Source organism: Bacillus cereus group sp. MS39 (assembly GCF_040448665.1).
Taxonomy (GTDB): Bacteria; Bacillota; Bacilli; order Bacillales; family Bacillaceae_G; genus Bacillus_A; species Bacillus_A wiedmannii.
In genome coordinates, this window is sequence record NZ_CP123058.1 from 3230134 (window position 1) to 3248039 (window position 17906).

Consider the following 17906-nt stretch of genomic DNA (forward strand, 5'->3'; position numbering starts at 1 on the left):
CAGTATAACAAGTAATACTTTCCTCCAAAAGAAATAATACCCAATATTCTTTTCGACTTAATAAAAAAATCAGGAATGAATTATATTCCTGATTTTTAGAGAGACAATCCAACCCACTGCCAATATGCATAGTAAAATACAACCATTACAAACATATACATAACACTTAAATAGCTACTTAACTTTAATAAATCTTGCGGCTGAAAAGTTTCTCTATCACTTTCTTGAAATAAAAGTAATGCTTTAGAACTGACTGGAAAGGTTAAACAATAATTCATGCCAACAATGCCTAAAAATAGTACAGCGACTTCGTTTAGCTGTAGACTACTTGCAAAGTATAATAATGGCGGAATAAAAATTACCGCTCTCGTTGTGTGAGATGTAATATATAAATGTGATGTGACTGAAAGAATAACAATTACGAGTAACACGATGAAAATGGATTGCTTATTAATTAGTTCTGTTACTAAAAATAACTTCTGCATAATCCATTGCGCTGCACCACTCTCCATTAAAGATTTCCCTAATGCAATTGCTGCTCCAACAAATAAAATTAAGTTCCATGAGACACCTTTTAAACTTTCTTTCCACTGCATCACGCCCAGTTTTGGCAAAGTTAATAAAAACACTCCGATTATCGTTACAGTTGCAATTTCCAAACCGTGAAACGACTCTGTTAACCAAAAAGCTACCATTGCTATTAAAGTACTGATTGTATACTTTTCATTTCGCGATAATTCAAACTTAACTTTTTTCTGTTTCAGTTTTGTTTTTACTTCCTCTTTGTCTAAAAATAAAAATAATATTACACGACAACTTATAAAGCTCATTATGAATCCAAATGGAAATCCCCATATTAACCACTCCACAAATGTAATATCCTTATTATTAAATTCCTTTAACATATCTAGGGCAATTAAATGGGAACCTGCACCAATAATTGTAGAACTTGTTGAAACTAAAATAACAGTAGGCATTAAAATTGCTAATGCTTTCGTAATTCTTCTACTCCCAATTTCTTTTGATATAGCTTGAAAAACAGGTAATACAACCGCTGCGCGTCCAGATGTTGATGGAATAAAGAAAGCGAGTATTTGAATAATCATTGTCAAAATCCCGCACAAGCCCAAAATATTCCGAGCACGATTTACAACAAAGCACGTCATTTTCTCAGCTAAACCGGTAACTTGAAGTGCCCTTCCTAAAATAAAGGAACCGATCATAAGCCAAATGACATCTGAAGCTAACGAATCAAATAAAAGATCTTGCTTTGCTGTTCCTGAAATAATTAGAAATAGGACAGATCCAAGTGCGATATAGGCCGAATTTATCGTTGTTGTTGTCCATAATATAATTGCACAGCAAAATCCAAACAAACTCCATTTCGCTTCCATCGTTAATGACGATGGAAGCAAAAGAACTATTTCTACTATTAATATAAGTGCTATGGGCAGAATCCAAGATGGCTTAGTTTTCGGATGATCAGTACTGTTCACATGTAATTCCACTACATTTTTTTCAATCATGATACGTACCCACTTTTATTCAACCGAGAAGCGATTTGATAACCAACTAAAACTGTACGCATCGTACTCTCTGTACAATCACGAAGCCATTTCTCCGCATTAGAAAATGCATTTTCTAATGAAGATGGCATTGGTAATATACTTGTATATGCATCAATTCCATAATCGTAATTAATACGTGCACCTTTACCGACTGTCCCAACTAATGCGATTACTGGTAATCCATATTTTTTTGCGCATTTAGCCACCTCAGCTGGAATTTTTCCACGTGGTGTTTGAAAATCTATACTTCCTTCCGCAGTAAATACAAGATCACACGCTAGCAATAGTTTATTTAAATCCATATACTTCATAATAATATCGTATCTCGGATGAAGCGTTGCACCAATTAAAGCTTGCAGTCCAGCACCAAGTCCGCCAGATGCACCACTACCTGGCGTATGATGTACATCTATACTTATATCTTTTTTTATAACAGAAGCATAGCGCTCCAGTGCTTTTTCTAGTTCTATTACTTGGGCTTCGTTAGCACCTTTTTGCGGACCGAATACTCGCGCTACTCCCTGCTCGCCGCATAATTGATTAAACCAATTACAGGCAACATCGATTTGAACATGCCTTAATCTAGGATCTACTTGTGATGTATCTATGTTTGAAACTTGTAATAAAGAGGTTCCACCTTGAATTTGTATTTCCTTTCCATCTTCATTTAAAAACTTTACACCTAACGCTTCAGCCATACCAGCTCCGCCATCAGATGTTCCTGAATCACCACACCCTATTAATATACGATCTACCCCTTTATTTAAAGCTAATTCTATTAACTGCCCAACACCATGAGTAGTCGTTTTTCTAGGATCACGTAAATTTCTCGGTACAAGGCGTAATCCTGCTGCAGCAGCCATTTCAATAACAGCTGTACGCTCACCATTTCTCGTTTCAAAAACACCAAAATAAGATTGTATCTGTTCTCCTACAGGTCCCGTTACTTCTACTTCATACATTTTTCCACCAGTAATATTTATAATTGCCTCTGTAAAACCTTCCCCACCATCCACCATTGGTAAAGTCTCTACAGTAGCTAACGGCATGACTTTTAAAATCCCTTCTTTCATTACATCAGCAGCTTCCTTCGCCCCTAAACTTTCTTTAAATCCTGATGGTACAACTAAAATACGCATGTAATATTTCTCCCTTCACCTTGTATATCTCTTTCGTTTCTAAGGCTTATACTAAAGGTGAAAAAAGAGAGAACAATTAAGCTTACATTAAAATTTGGTGAGAAAGTGCTGAGTTTTATGAACTAAAAAATCCGTTGTACTATAAAATAGCACAACGGATACATTTCCTTCCCTTATTATTAAGGGATAAGTCTTGTACAGTCCCTTGGAAAAGCACTCGCCTCTCGTACATTTGTTAATTCTAATAGTTTGTATACAACTCTCTCTAATCCAATTCCAAAACCACCATGCGGGGGACAACCGTATCGGAATGTATTTAAATAAGATTGAAATGTATCTGGATGTAATCCCTTTTCATTAAAAGAAGCAAGTAACTTTTCATAATCATGAATTCGTTGTGCCCCTGATGTTATTTCTAATCCTTTATATAGTAAGTCGAACGAATCAGTAATAGACGGATTCTCATTATTCGGCATCGTATACATCGGCCTAGCTTCTTTCGGATAATGTGTAATGAAAACTAACTCACTCTTATATGTTTCCTTCACATATTTCCCTAGTAGTTTTTCACCTTCTGTATCTAAATCCCCACTTGGCGACTCTTTCCGGTATTTATTTTTCAAAATTTCTTGCGCTTCTAACAATGTAATTTTCGGTATTTCTATAATAACAGGTACTTCTATTTGTAATAGTTGTAGTTCTTTTTCACAGTTTTTTGCTACTTGTTGAAACATATATCGTAAAACATCCGTTTCTAATTGCATCACTTCATAAAAATCATGAATAAATCCAAGTTCTACGTCTAACGATATATATTCATTCAAATGACGGGAAGAATTATGATGTTCCGCTCTGTAAACAGGTGCAACTTCAAAAACACGTTCTAGCCCTCCAGCTACCATCATCTGTTTATAAAACTGTGGTGATTGTGCTAAATAAGCTTCTTTTTGAAAGTATGGAAGTTTAAAAACATTCGCTCCTCCTTCTGCCCCTTGTGAAACAATTTTCGGAGTAAATATACGTGTGAAATCGTTCTCTATAAGAAATTCACTAAAGCTCTGAACGAGTGTAGATTTCACTTTAAATATCGCCGCGGTTCGCTCATGTCTTAATGATAATACCCGCTCATTCAGTAGTTGATCTAAACCAATTTGTAACTTCTTTTTATTTATTTCAAACGGAAGTGGTTCTGCGCCATTTAATATTTTCACTTCGTGAGCAAGCACTTCAACCCCTAACTCTGTTTTCGAAGTCTCTACAATTTCACCAACGACTTGAACGACACTTTCCACATCTACCTTATATCCAGCTAATTCATTTTCTAATACACATTGCATAACTCCCGATCGATCCCTTATTAATAAAAAACTAACATTACCTAGATGACGAATCTTTTTTACCCATCCTTGAAGTAATACAACCTTTCCACCTTGCTCCGTACATTCTTTTGTGAGTGAACGCTTCATTATTGACCCCATTATTTTTCCCTCCATTAATTTTATATTTATTTACATTATTGTTGTCATCGTCATCATCCACGGTCACTCACCTCCTTTCAAAGAATACAAAAATCCGCCCCTATAAATAGGGACGGATTGTTCCGCGGTACCACCCAAATTGTCATAATGACCATCTTAGCCCTGATAACGGTAGGTACCGTTTGCTTTTACTAATTATCACGTTCAAAGCAACACTCACAGGTGTCTTTCCATCATGCGGTATCGCAATCTTCTCAGCAACCGATTGCTCTCTGTAGACCTTTGCATCATGTACTTTTCCTGATCCTCACTTTTTATATTTACAGAGTATTCTATCTCTTCACTTTATAAAACGCAAGCCTTTTTTAATATATTTTGATTTTTCATATCCAATTTTGTACAATCTCCTCTAAAGCCATTCCACGTGAGCCTTTTAGTAATACAACATCCTTTTTCGTTATAACTTTTAATACTTCCTCTGCTATCTTGGCTTTACTATTAAATGACTGTACTTTTCCTGTATCATATTTCTTTCTCGCTTCTTCCGCTACAATTTCAGCTAACTCTCCATAAGTGAATACATATTGAATGCTCTCTTCATTTAACATTTTACCAATTTCTCTATGATATGTTTCAGCATTCTCCCCTAACTCCAGCATATCCCCAATTACTATCATTTTTTTCTTATAGGCATTTAATATCTGTAACGTTTCAATTGCAGCCTTCATTGAAGAGGGACTGGCATTCCATGCATCGTTAATAATTGTAAACCCTGTTTTAGCAGTTAAAAATTGAAAGCGCATATGAGTAATATTTACTTGTCGCAATGCTTTCTGTATTTTTTCTGTAGTGACATTATAAAATTGACCTACGGCGATTCCGACAATCGTATTTAAAATATTATGTTTTCCATGTAAGGGAACATCGTACTGTATTTTTGAATCATTTAATTTAAAATGAACACCATATTCATCTAATTGCACGTTTGTTGGAATCAAATCATTTGTATACTTTTCACCAAATGCCTTACAATTTATACTCGATAGATTCTTATTTTTCAAAAGCAATGGTTCATCTCCATTATACAAACATAATCCTTCACCTTTTAATCCATCAATAATTTCTAATTTAGCCTTCGCAATTTCTTCTTTTGATCCAAGCGTCTCTAAGTGAGAATGGCCAATCATTGTAATGATTACTACATCTGGCTGTGCTATTATTGATAAGTTTCGAATTTGTCCTTTTTCACTCATCCCCATTTCAAGAATTAAAAACTCTGTATCTCGTTTCATCTCTAAAATTGTTAATGGTAAACCGATTTGACTATTAAAATTCCCCTTTGTTTTATGCACACGATGAGTTGTACTTAAAATCGTGCTTATTATATCTTTTACCGTTGTCTTACCATTACTACCTGTAATTCCAATTACTTTTACATTTAGCTCTTTTCGATAAAATTGTGCCAATTGTTGCAAAGCAAATAAAGTGTCATCTACAAATATAATTGGCATCCCTTTTGGCGGAGTGCCGTAAGACTTTTTCCATAAGGAAGCGACAGCTCCATTATCGAATGCCTCTTTCACATAATCATGTCCATCTTTCACCCTAATGATTGGAACAAATAAATTTCCTTCTTTAATGCTTTTGGAATCTATGCAGACACCATGTATCTCTATGTGATGAAACGATTCTTGTAACCCTTCACCACCTACTACTTCTTCAAGTTTTTTCAAATTCATTTGAATCAAATTATCACCTATTTCCATTTTATTACATAATTTCTATTTCATTTACGCATATTAATAAAAATTTTATAGCGAGGTGTTTATATGAAAAAAGCGATTAGTTTCTTTCTTCTTTTGTTATGCCTAATTGCAGTGAATGAAACATACGCCTATTCACCAAAATCTTTACCAATCTCCCAAAACTCTGATCAATGGAAAGTGAATATTGATGAACCGAAGAACATAGATAAAAATATGCTTCAAGCTAAAGAAGATGAATTTAAAACATATCAATTTTCAGTAAAAAATGTTGGTAACAGTGAAGTATATAACGTACAAGTCGAAGTATTCCGCAACGAGCCAAAAACGAAAACGAAATATGAACTTTTCTCACGAAAGGAAAGTCGCTTAGCAAGTGGAAAAACTGGATTTGAACATACTAATTTTCCAGTTGCCACAAAAGCAGATGAAGTTGATGTAATCATTACTTGGCAAGAACACCCTTTCCGCTCTATGAGAAACGGTCAAAAAGTTGAGTCTAGAAAATTTAAAGAGCATTTTGTTTTTAAAGACGAAAAAAACAACTAGAATGCGGATGAATTTACATTAGCATTCATATAGCTTACTTTACTAGTACCAGTTCTTAAGCAAATTAAAAAGTCGTGGCTTATAAACGCCACGACTTTTTATATTAATTCGTACTAATTCCTCTTGCTGCCCAAATACGATCGATATCAGCAGCATGTTGTCCGCCATATAAAAGAGCATCCGCTTGCTTAATCGCTTTTGCTCCATCACTGAATTTAGAGTTTGGTGTTAATGACCAGTGTGATTGTAAAATAATTTTCGTTGCTACATCACGTCCAAAAGCTTGTGCCATCTCATATTGACCTTGTGCCCAAATTTCCCCATCATCATGTACCTCATTTGTAACATCTTTCGGATACACTTTATTCGTATCTAATCGGCGCAAGCACGTCGGATCTGAACTAGAATAAGCAGCCGCATCCCATTCTCCAACACATGCTTTTCCGTAGCCTGTTGTCGATACTGCATCTTCATACGTAGCACCTAAGAAGTCACCAAATCCTTCTCCCATCGCTCCGCCTTCTGCTGAACTACCAAAGCCAGGAACTTGGTTATCTTGAATTGAATGTCCGTATTCATGTGCGATAATACCAGCATCTTCTGCATCATCTACTCCACCAGTACCAAAAGTTAAAGCTTTCGTTGTCGGAGAATAAAATGAGTTATCCGCCGTCGTTCCATTCACATTCACTTTAATAGAGCGATTATTAATATTTTTAAAACCTAACCCTTGAATGTAACGCTGTAATGTATCGATATGATAATACGACATAACATCTTCAAAGCTATCATTTGCACGTGTATAGTTAAATTGTAAATTTGTAGATTTTGTTTTTGCTTTTGAAGAAATTGTTACATACTCTCCAATTAAAAATCCTGTCCCATCTAAACCTTTTAACGTAACAGTCTTCAATTGATTCGTTAACGCTGTTGAATCCGCATCGTTATTATCTTTTAAGCCTACTTTACTACCACTAGATACGACTGGGTTAGGTAAAAATACTTTTCCTGTCCCTTCAGCTTTTCGGTTTATATCAACCTTTTTAATTAACTTCCCATTTTCTGCATCAATAAATGTTTCCCATGCACCAAACGGGTTATTAGAATGGACTACAACTTTATATACTGGACGAGCAATTCCCTCTTCAACAATATATCCGAATTCTTTCTCTGTAGGAGCCCATAAGTTTTGCTCACTTGCTTCTCCAACATACGCCATTGATTTTTGTATTGCATCTTTTTCACTAATTTTTGTCGTTACTTCCTTCACACCTTTGACGGATTGATAATCAGAAACAGCAAGTACGCCCTTTCCCTCTCCGTTAAGTGTAACTGTAATTTGTTTTGAAAATACAGGCGCACCATTAACAACTTGTTGGAATCTAACATATGAAGCTACTGACGTTTCTGTTGTAGAAATATATTGCAAGTCTGAAAGGTCTGTTTTCAATCCATACTGTGCAGCATTTTCTTTTAAATATTCAGTTGCTTTTTTCTGCGGCGAATAAGCTTCTAGCTTTACTTGCTGTTGTTTTTCCAACGCCGAAACCGTAGAAATCGTCCCCATTACTAATGGCACAGTCATTGCCATTGCCACCATTTTTTTATTAAACATAGAACCACTCCCCCTAATAAAGTAGCTCAACCTTATCCCATTACCACTAGGCAATCATTCCCCACAACATGGGGGGATAAAAATTGAATCTACGAGTAATTCTCTATAAACAATTCTATTACCTTTCCATTTAGGGTCAGTGAAATTTTCTCAATATTTATGCGTAAAGTGAAAACAATACTTTAGAAAGAAATTTCTAAAGTCATTCCTTATCCCTGAAACTTTTCATATTACTGTTTAAAAAAATAGACTTTTTACCTAACGGTAGGTTGAAAAAATTATTAATGAATGATACGATTTAAATAACCTTTTTTAGGAGGATCTATTATGAGTAAAAGTGAAGAAACACTCTCTTCAATAATGGAAGCAAGTTATCGCCTTTTTGCTACGTACGGTATTGCTAAAACAACTTATACGATGATTGGTGAGAAGGTTGGTATCGCAAAACCATCTATATATTACTACTTTAAGTCTAAAGATGCCTTGATTGAATGTATTTTTACTGAATTATGTAAAGCTATGCAGTTCTCTTCGTATTTTCATACAGAAGAATTTACGAAAACAAATTTTATTGAAAAATGTATTGCAATTGGCCTTAAAATAATTGATGAACAGCGAAACGACCCTTATTTTAATCTTGTGTTACAAGAATATGTTTTACTATCTTCAAGAAACAATATGTACAAAGATCGATTACTAACTGTGCAAACAGAATATTTACATGGATTTGAGGTACTCCTTACAAAAGCAAATAAACTTCAATTAATTGAAAATAAAAATCTAGTTTCAAAAGCTCATATGTTAGCATTAGTGCTTGATAATATCGGGAATTTTATGATGATTGATGCAAAGATAGATTATAAACAAATTTGGATTGAAGCTGTAAATAGCATTTTTGAAAGAAGGGATTGAAGCTGTAAATAGCATTTTTGAAAGAAGGGATTGAAGTGAATACAAAAAAGCGCATTATCGGCTTAGATTTCGCTAGAGCTTTGGCGATGTTTGGTATGCTACTTGTTAATTTCATGGTGATAACAGGTGCAGAAGGAAATGGTCCCCCTTTTTTAATAACCCTCATGTCACTATTTGAAGGTAGAGCTTCTGCTTTGTTTGTTATACTTGCAGGCATCGGTATCACTTTAATGACTAGGTCAGCCGTTGCTAGCAATGAAAAAATAAAAATTTCTAATAGCCGAAAGACCATATGGAAACGATCACTATTCTTATTTATTTTAGGATTACTACTATATGGACTAGAGTGGACTGGGGATATAATACACTACTACGGTGTTTACCTTTTCGTCGCTGCATTACTCATTACAGTACGCAAAAAACTATTACTTTTTCTTTCTATCATTATTTTATTAATCGCACAAGCTCTTCAGCTTACTTTCAATACTTTCGAAGGTTGGGGAGGACCTACTCCATTCATAAACTATGTAGACTTCTGGACAATACAAGGTTTTCTTCGCAATTTATTCTTTAATGGCTATCACCCTATTTTCCCTTGGTTCTCGTTCTTCTTAATCGGTATGATAATTGGCAGGTTAGATCTTCATAATAAGAAAATTAGAGAAAGATTACTCTTACTGGGTATTACAATTACAATATTGTCAGAACTTTTATCAAAAGGGCTTACTCACTTTTTTATTCCATATATCGGCAAAGAGGCTGCCACATTTTTATTTAATACAGGACCCATCTTACCAAATGTATTATATATTTTATCTGCTACAGGATCCGCTATTGCTATATTAATCATTTGCCTCAACATCGCTGAAAAATATAGAAATAATTGGTTTGTCACTTCCATTGTACAAACAGGACAATTAACATTAACTCATTATGTCAGCCATGTATTTATCGGTATTGGGACGTTAATTCTATTAAATAAAATGGAACAACAATCACTACTATTCGTTTTATTATTTGCTAGTGGATTTTTCATTTTTAGCATTTTAATTAGTGTGTTATGGGGAAAGAAATTTTCTAGAGGACCTATCGAATGGATTATGAGGAAATTAGCCGGATAAATTTCCATCATACAAAAAGGAAGTTGGAATCATTCCAACTTCCTTTTTTCTTTAATGAGCCGCGCTTAATTTAATTCGAACTTTCGCTTCACCTAAAGATAGTTCATCGTCTTCATTCGTTAAGTGATCAAATGTAAATTGCTTAACGAGTAAATTTTCTTCCAATAAATCTTTATGGTTCGTTAATGTTCGTTGTAGTTCTTCCTCTGTATCAAGAATAACATCTACTCGTAAATTAACCGGTAAATTTAACTGCTTACGATATTCTTGAACCGCTCGAATGAATTCACGAGCTACTCCTTCTTGTAACAATTCTTCCGTTACATTCGTATCTAACATAACTGTATATTGTCCGTTAGTCGTATTAGAAAATCCTGATTTTGCGACTTTCTCTACCAGTACATCTTCAGCTGTTACAACTACTTCTTCTCCTGGTGCTGCTTCGTAAACTGCTCTTTCTGTAGATACAAAATGTTGCACTTCTTCTTTTGGTAATTGTTTTAGCCATGTATTTACTGCATTCACATTTTTACCAAGCTTCGGCCCAGCTGTTTTAAAATTCAGCTTTAATTGATAGGACGTATATTTCGTTTCATCGAGTTCAACATGAAACGCTTTGACATTTAGCTCATCCATGACGATATCACGATAAGATTCCCAATCCATATCATTTTCATTATGCGCTAGTAATACAAGTTCTGCTAACGGCTGTTTTACTTTTAAAGAATGCTGATTACGATTACTTCTTCCAAGTTCAACAACCTGTAAAACTGCATCCATTTCCTCTTCTAATTTCGGCTGAAGTAGTGATTCATTTACAACTGGATAATCCTCTAAATGAACGCTACTTGCAGTTAAATTCAAATGAATATCTTCAGCGACAAACGGTGTAAATGGTGCAATTAATTTACTAATTGTTACAAGTACTTCATGAAGTGTCTCATACGCAGCTGCTTTTTCAGCATTCATACCAGACTCCCAGAAACGATTACGTGATCGTCTTACATACCAGTTACTTACTTCATCTACAAGTGCCGCGATTTCACGAGCTGCATTCGTAAATTGATAATCATCAAGTGCTGTTCTCACTTTTTTCGTAGTGCTATGCAATCTTGATAATACCCATTCATCCAATTTCGTCCGCTTTACATCATACGTTTCTTTCGGATTATACCCATCTAAATTTGCATATAAAACATAGAAGCTATACACATTGACTAATGTATCTACAAACTTAGATTTTGCTTCCAGTACTGTTCTTTCAGAAAAACGTTTCGCATTCCACGGTGCACTGTCAACGAGTAGCGCCCATCTTAAAGCATCTGCACCAAACTGATTTACTAAATCAACTGGATCTAGTGCATTCCCTTTACTTTTAGACATTTTCTGTCCTTCTTCGTCTAATACATGTCCTAGTGATAACACTCGTTTATAAGGTACTTTTCCTGTATATAGTGCTGATACTGCTAATAAACTATAAAACCATCCGCGTGTTTGATCAATGCCTTCTGCAATAACATCCGCTGGAAACTGTTCTTCAAATAACTCTTTATTTTCAAATGGATAATGATATTGCGCAAATGGCATGGAACCACTATCAAACCAAACATCAATTACTTCTGGTGTACGATTCATTGTACTTCCGCATTTTTCACAGCAAACTTGCACTTCATCTACATATGGCTTATGCAATTCCAAATCTTCCGGTGTTTCTTTTGTACTATGCTTTCTTAAATCAGCAATGCTTTTCGGTGCGAATTGATGATCGCAACTTTCACATTCCCATACGTTTAATGGTGTTCCCCAATATCTATTTCGGCTAATATTCCAGTCCACCATATTTTCTAAAAACTTACCAAAGCGTCCATGTTTCATATGGTCTGGATACCAAGTAACAGAATCGTTATTTTGCAAAAATGTATCTTTAATTGCAGTTGTTCGGATTAACCAACTCTCTCCTGCATAATAAAGAAGTGGTGAATCACAACGCCAGCAATGTGGGTAGCTATGTTCATACTTTTCTTTATGATACAGTAAACCTTCCTTCGCTAAATGACGAACGATATCCACGTCACAATCTTTAACAAATTTCCCTTTCAAAAATGGTACTGCTTCTGTATATTCACCTTTCTCATCTACAACATGCAAGAATGACAATCCTTCACTTTGAACGACTCTATAATCGTCCTCCCCATATGCTGGAGCGATATGAACGAGTCCTGTACCACTATCTGCCGTGACAAAATCTGCTGCGATAACGTGATAGCCATTTGTAACTTCTTTCATTGGAAATGGCGGCATATAAGATGTGTTTACTAATTCTTCACCTTTATGAACAGATAATACTTCATAGTCTTCTTTTAATACATCTTGTACACGTTCTTTCGCAACAATGTATACATGACCTTCTTGTTTCGCTTTCACGTATTCCATATTTGGATGTACAGCGAGCGCAACATTTGCTGGAAGTGTCCAAGGTGTCGTTGTCCACCCTAGGAAATATTCATTTTCACTATCTTTTACTTGAAACTTAACTGTTGCACTTAAGTCTTTTACTGTTTTATACCCTTGTGCAACCTCATGTGAACTTAGTGAAGTTTGACAACTTGGGCAGTATGGTGAGACTCTATGCCCTTTGTACAATAATCCTTTTTCATGAATCGTCCCTAAAATATGCCATACACTTTCGATATATGGATTCTCTAGCGTAACGTATGGATCATCCATATCTACCCAATAACCGATGCTTTCAGTGAATTCACGCCACTGCTTCTCATATGTGAATACACTCTCTTTACACTTCTGAATAAATGGCTCAATTCCATACTCTTCAATTTCATGTTTACCAGAAATACCGAGTTGCTTCTCAACACCTAATTCTACAGGTAAACCGTGTGTATCCCATCCCGCTTTTCGTAGCACTTTATAACCAGCCATCGTTTTATATCTTGCTACTACATCTTTAATTGTCCGTCCAAGCGCATGACCTACATGCGGTAATCCATTCGCCGTTGGTGGTCCTTCATAAAACACAAAAGACTGTGCGCCTTCTCGATTCTGAATTGATTGCTCGAAAATACTTTGCTCGTTCCACTGCTTACGAATACGTGTTTCTCTCCCTACAGCTGACTCTTTTACATCTACTTTCTTCATCTACAATCACTCCTTTTGAATATTTTAAAGCACACAAAAAAACCGTCCCCATGAAGTAGGGACGGGTTTAACCGCGTTACCACCCTAATTCTATTAGCTCTTCGCTAATAGCACTTAGCAACGTACTATCATACGTGTTCTTTGTAACGGTAGACATCCGTCCGGGCTTACTTATTTTCAGCCTCGGCTCCTCGGAGATGATTTTCAAATAACGTCTGCACACCGGCTTTCAGCTATACACCGGCTCTCTGGGGAACAATTCATTATTTTACTCGTTCTCGTCTTCAGATTTGTATACTTTATTAAAAGCTATTTTATGCCATTGGGCAATAAATTGTCAACTAATTCGAAATATATATTTAATTATACCATTTTTTCACAATTCCTATACAATTATTTCTTAAATTCTTGTATTCCAGCTAAATCTTCATCTTCTTCAATAAGCTCAGCAAAGAATCTTGATTCATCCTCACGAAGAACAATTTCAAGCTCTTGCTTCGCCTCTTCAATTCTATTTAACTGTGCTAAATAACAAGCGCGATCATATCTTGCTAACAAATCACTCGCATCTATTGTTAATACATCATTTGTTATTTTTTCTGCCTTTAGTGTTTGTCCGGCACCATGATACGAAGATGCTAAAGAAAGAAGAATTGCTGCTTCATTTGGATGATGTATAGAAGCATTTTCTAATACATGAATTGCCTCTTCAAACCTTTCTTGACTTTGATACATTTCTCCTAAAGCAAGAAACGCTCTACTTACAAACGGTGTTTGCTCCATTAATTGTAAGGTAATCTTTTCTGCTTTTCTTTCTTCTCCTATTTTAAAGAATACTTGTGCTTGTAAAAGAAGCGTATCATAATCATCTGGTAACTCTCGAACCATTTGCTTCGTTAATTCTGAAGCATCCCGTAACATATCTTCTTCCTCACACGCCATGAAAAGATTTACAAGTTGCTTCGCTACATCGTAATCCCATTTATTTTCTAACGATGTTTGCAATACATCTATCGCCTCTTTATACATCGCCACATTCTCGTAAAATAGTGAAAATCGCTGCGCTGCCATACTATTTTTTTGATTTAACTTTAACGAGATTTCATACAAATCAATGATTGTAGTAATAATCGAAATTTCTTTCGCACGGTTTTTCATACGATAAAAAGCTCTCGTAATTATGGATTTTTTCGGCTGTTCATTTTGTTGCCGTTCAATCCATCTTTCCGTCACCGCAGATGCAGCATACATAAATGCCATACTTCTTTCTGCCTTCTTCACCTTTAATGTATGAAGAAAATCTCGTATGTTAGACAATTTCTTATGTTGTTCTATCGTTTTTACATACACATCAAATATTTGTTCATTATTTGCATCTTTTTGTATAACTTTCATTGCAATTTCAATTGCTTTTGCATTCCTTTTTTTCACTAACACTTTGGCATAATGATATAGAACTTCTATATGCTCACTATCTAATTGAAGTGCCTCTTCAATCTGTGCTTGTTCTTTATCTATTTCATCCATCGCTCCATACACATATGCAATCGCATCTAATCGCCATATTTCAGGTGCTTCGTCCGCTAATTGTTCTAGTTCTGTCAGTAACTCTTCCTGAAGACTCATTTCTACTGAAAGCTGTGCCAAATATTCCATATTAATATGCATCGGCTCTTCTTTCATAGCCTGAACCATATGACTTTGTTCTTTAGAACGGTTTTCTTCTTTTTCGTATATTTCCGCAAGCTGTAAATGTACACCGACGAAATTCCCATCAAGCTCTAAACAAGTTTCATACGCTTGCTTTGCTTCTGTCAATTGCCCTAATGCCATAAGTGTTTCACCAATTCGGTAATACGGTAATGCCGTTTCCTTTTGTTCTATCGCCTTATTATACCTTTTCATCGCTTGGCCGTACTGCCCAATAGATTCATATAAAATACCTGTATAACAACCGTATTCGCTTATTTCATTTCTTTCTTTGTGTAACGTTCTTAAGAATGCTATACCTCTTTGTACAAATACCGTTCCTTTAATTCGATTCACATATTCATCTAACGCACTTGCCACATTATATTCGCTCTGCTTTATACCACTCTCTAACTTAGACAAAGCTACTTTAAACCCTTCTTCATTTCCACCAAGTTCAATCTCAGCATCCCATAAAACCATTCCCGCATTCATAAGAAAATCTTGGCTCTTTTCAATTTGTTTTTCAATACCGAGAATATATTGTTTCGCTTCCTTGTATTGTTCTTTCGCCATATAAACTTGCGTAAGTCCAAAGTGAGAATAAACATCATCATGATTTTCTTCTAAAGCACGATTATACAATGTTTCTGCTTCTTCCAGACTATCATTTTGAAAATGATAGTCACCGAGTTTTACGTATAGAGGTGCCTTATCGTCACAATTCTCAATACCTTTTAATAAAATTTCTTTCGTACTTTCCTCATCCTTCAAATCAGACTCGTATATTTCCGAAAGTTTCGTATAGATGTAAGGTGCATTACTATCCAAATAAATCGCTACTTTAAGCCCTTTTATCGCTAAATGTAATTTCCCTAAATGATGCGCACATCTCGCGCGCTCATACCATACATGTGCCTCATTTTTATTCTCTCTTAATAGGTCATTAAAAATTTCATACGCTTCTTCATATCTTTCTAAATCTATTAATATTAATCCGTGATTCGTTAAAGTGAATCTTTCTGGAGTACGTTCTAAAGCAACTTGAGAAAACTGCAACGCCTTTTCAGATCGATCGATATACATGTATGATAAAGCGAGAAAACTCCAAGCAATCGGCTGATCTGCGTCTAATTGTAATGATGAACGAAAACTTGAAATCGCTTCTATATAACTTTCCTGTTCAAAAGCATATCTTCCGTTTATTAAATGATATAAAGCACGATTATTTTTCTTCTCAACACTTGTCAGCATTTGCCCGGCTTTTTCTAATTCTTGAAGGCGAATAAAGCACTGCGCACCATGCAATTTAACAAAATCTGAGTTCGGAAACTTCTCCATTAACTTTTCAATACAACATATAATAAACTCATTATCTACTTCAACATCTAAATGCTTAACCGTATATAACCACGTATTCGGATTATCACTCGTCTCTTTTAAAAATTGTACTAAGTTATAAATCCCCTCTTTATCATGTTCATCTAAATGATCCGTAAGAGAAAAAATAGATTTAAAATAATGATTTTCTTCTTCATTTAAAAATGCTAATTGCTCCTTCTTTTCTTTCGGAACAAACGTAATCGCTAAACAACCTGTGTAACGATATTTTTCTTGTAACTTACTATATTCCACAATAACTGGTTCTATAAAGTTCGGATCTTGAACATAAAAAACTTGTAACGTATCATCATATCCAGATAATACTTGCACATGTGAAGCATGCTCAATATCTATACTTAATAAAACCGGAATCCCTTCATCCAGCAGTCTCTTATAATTTTCCTCATTACCTTTAAAATAACGATATTCATAACCTAATTCTTCTAAATAAGAAACAGTATCCGAAAACTTTGAGCCTGTCATATCAAAAATAAAATCTGCTATTTCATCTTGTGTACGTTTTTCTCCCCATAACTGCAACATCATTTCTAAACTTGTCGGAACACAATAATTATCCTTTTGTACAATAGGAACTATCGGTAAATGCACCTTTTTTCCATCTGGATTTTTTTCTAAATTATGATATAAAGACTCTTTTAAACTTTTTTCTTCTTTTAATAACTGTTGTAAATCTACAAGTTTATTCATTTTGTAAAGCGCTTCTGCACGTAAATGTACAAAGTAAGCTTTATACGCATGATAAGGAAGCTGATTATTTATGTTATCTATTACCACTAACATTTCTTCATACTTCCTTAAATCTAATAAATATTTTACCTTTTCAAAATGAAAATATGGTACTTGTGGGAACTTTACAATCGCATCATCAATTAGCTGTAATGCACGTTTTTGTTCTCCTTGATTCGCATATAATTGTGATAATAAATAGGTAGATAGCTCTTCACAATCTTTATGCTGCATGCCGGCTATAAATTGTTCTTCTGCTTTCTCCCATTCACCTGTATGCATATAGACGTAGCCCCATTTATCAAATACGGCACGTGAACTGTACTCCTCTGCCTTTTGCATATAGATTAGGGCTTCTTCATTTCGTTTCATTTCCAACAAACATCGTACTAACGTAAAATATGTTTTCGCTAAAAGATCAGCTTCTATTTCTTCTTTACTTACCTCTTCTAATGAGTCTTTTAACAACTGTTCTACTTCAAGTATTTTCCGCTCATCAATTAACTCATCACAATATAAAGAGAGCGTTCTCATATTTGGGAATTTTTTGTAGGCGTAGCGAATGAGGAATGAACTGTATTGGTGCATAAGCCCTTCATCAGTAAGACGTATTAATATGTCAAACTCCTTATGTGAAGGAACACTAGCAAGCCAACTCTTCAAATAAGATAAAGTATTCTTTTCTTTTATATATGAAATTTCATTATTTATTTCCTGTAATCCATCTATAAATCTCTTGTCTTTCAAACAAGCATCTAACTGCTTAAAATCTAGCATGTATTCACCTCG

At 35.0% G+C, this 17906-nt stretch carries 10 protein-coding genes and 2 other annotated features; of the genes, 3 read left to right on the plus strand and 7 right to left on the minus strand.

What is annotated here, in order from left to right:
- Positions 1 to 95 precede the first annotated feature (95 nt).
- The 4 genes from QEP67_RS16915 to murF form a co-directional block, all read right to left on the minus strand.
- Positions 96 to 1526, minus strand: a complete 1431-nt coding sequence (locus QEP67_RS16915) for an SLC13 family permease (protein ID WP_000570751.1) — start codon at positions 1524 to 1526, stop codon at positions 96 to 98.
- A complete protein-coding gene (locus QEP67_RS16920) occupies positions 1523 to 2707 on the minus strand; it encodes a glycerate kinase (RefSeq protein WP_064056139.1) in 1185 nt (394 codons plus the stop codon). Before QEP67_RS16920 ends, QEP67_RS16915 begins: the two co-directional genes overlap by 4 nt.
- Positions 2708 to 2886: 179 nt before the next feature.
- Entirely contained in the window at positions 2887 to 4185 is a 1299-nt protein-coding gene (gene aspS, locus QEP67_RS16925; RefSeq protein ID WP_000534851.1) for an aspartate--tRNA(Asn) ligase, read from the minus strand.
- A 105-nt stretch (positions 4186 to 4290) separates the two neighbouring features.
- Positions 4291 to 4502 (minus strand) — a binding site (T-box leader).
- Between the two features lie 66 nt (positions 4503 to 4568).
- Positions 4569 to 5951: a UDP-N-acetylmuramoyl-tripeptide--D-alanyl-D-alanine ligase gene (gene murF / locus QEP67_RS16930; RefSeq protein ID WP_064449688.1), complete on the minus strand. Its 1383-nt coding sequence runs from the start codon at positions 5949 to 5951 to the stop codon at positions 4569 to 4571.
- Positions 5952 to 6014: 63 nt separating this feature from the next.
- Between murF and QEP67_RS16935 the strand changes: the two genes are divergently transcribed.
- Positions 6015 to 6497: a hypothetical protein gene (locus QEP67_RS16935; protein ID WP_000709311.1), complete on the plus strand. Its 483-nt coding sequence runs from the start codon at positions 6015 to 6017 to the stop codon at positions 6495 to 6497.
- A 103-nt stretch (positions 6498 to 6600) separates the two neighbouring features.
- Here QEP67_RS16935 and QEP67_RS16940 read toward each other — a convergent pair whose 3' ends face one another.
- Positions 6601 to 8112, minus strand: coding sequence for a M36 family metallopeptidase (locus tag QEP67_RS16940; RefSeq protein ID WP_064460252.1), 1512 nt, complete (start codon positions 8110 to 8112; stop codon positions 6601 to 6603).
- A 327-nt stretch (positions 8113 to 8439) separates the two neighbouring features.
- On the opposite strand from QEP67_RS16940, the gene QEP67_RS16945 reads away from it, so the two are divergent.
- Together QEP67_RS16945 and QEP67_RS16950 are read left to right on the plus strand one after the other, a co-directional pair.
- Positions 8440 to 9024 (plus strand): TetR/AcrR family transcriptional regulator, encoded by a 585-nt coding sequence (locus tag QEP67_RS16945; protein WP_000045221.1) that lies wholly within the window; start codon positions 8440 to 8442, stop codon positions 9022 to 9024.
- A gap of 35 nt (positions 9025 to 9059) precedes the next feature.
- On the plus strand, positions 9060 to 10145 hold the full coding sequence (locus QEP67_RS16950) for a heparan-alpha-glucosaminide N-acetyltransferase domain-containing protein (RefSeq protein ID WP_001093117.1): 1086 nt from the start codon (positions 9060 to 9062) through the stop codon (positions 10143 to 10145).
- A gap of 51 nt (positions 10146 to 10196) precedes the next feature.
- On the opposite strand, the gene ileS is transcribed toward QEP67_RS16950, so the two are convergent.
- On the minus strand, positions 10197 to 13298 hold the full coding sequence (gene ileS / locus QEP67_RS16955; protein ID WP_000754925.1) for an isoleucine--tRNA ligase: 3102 nt from the start codon (positions 13296 to 13298) through the stop codon (positions 10197 to 10199).
- Between the two features lie 54 nt (positions 13299 to 13352).
- Positions 13353 to 13592: a binding site (T-box leader), on the minus strand.
- Positions 13593 to 13691: 99 nt separating this feature from the next.
- A complete protein-coding gene (locus QEP67_RS16960) occupies positions 13692 to 17894 on the minus strand; it encodes a bacteriocin-processing peptidase family protein (protein WP_000883791.1) in 4203 nt (1400 codons plus the stop codon).
- Between the last annotated feature and the right edge of the window lie 12 nt (positions 17895 to 17906).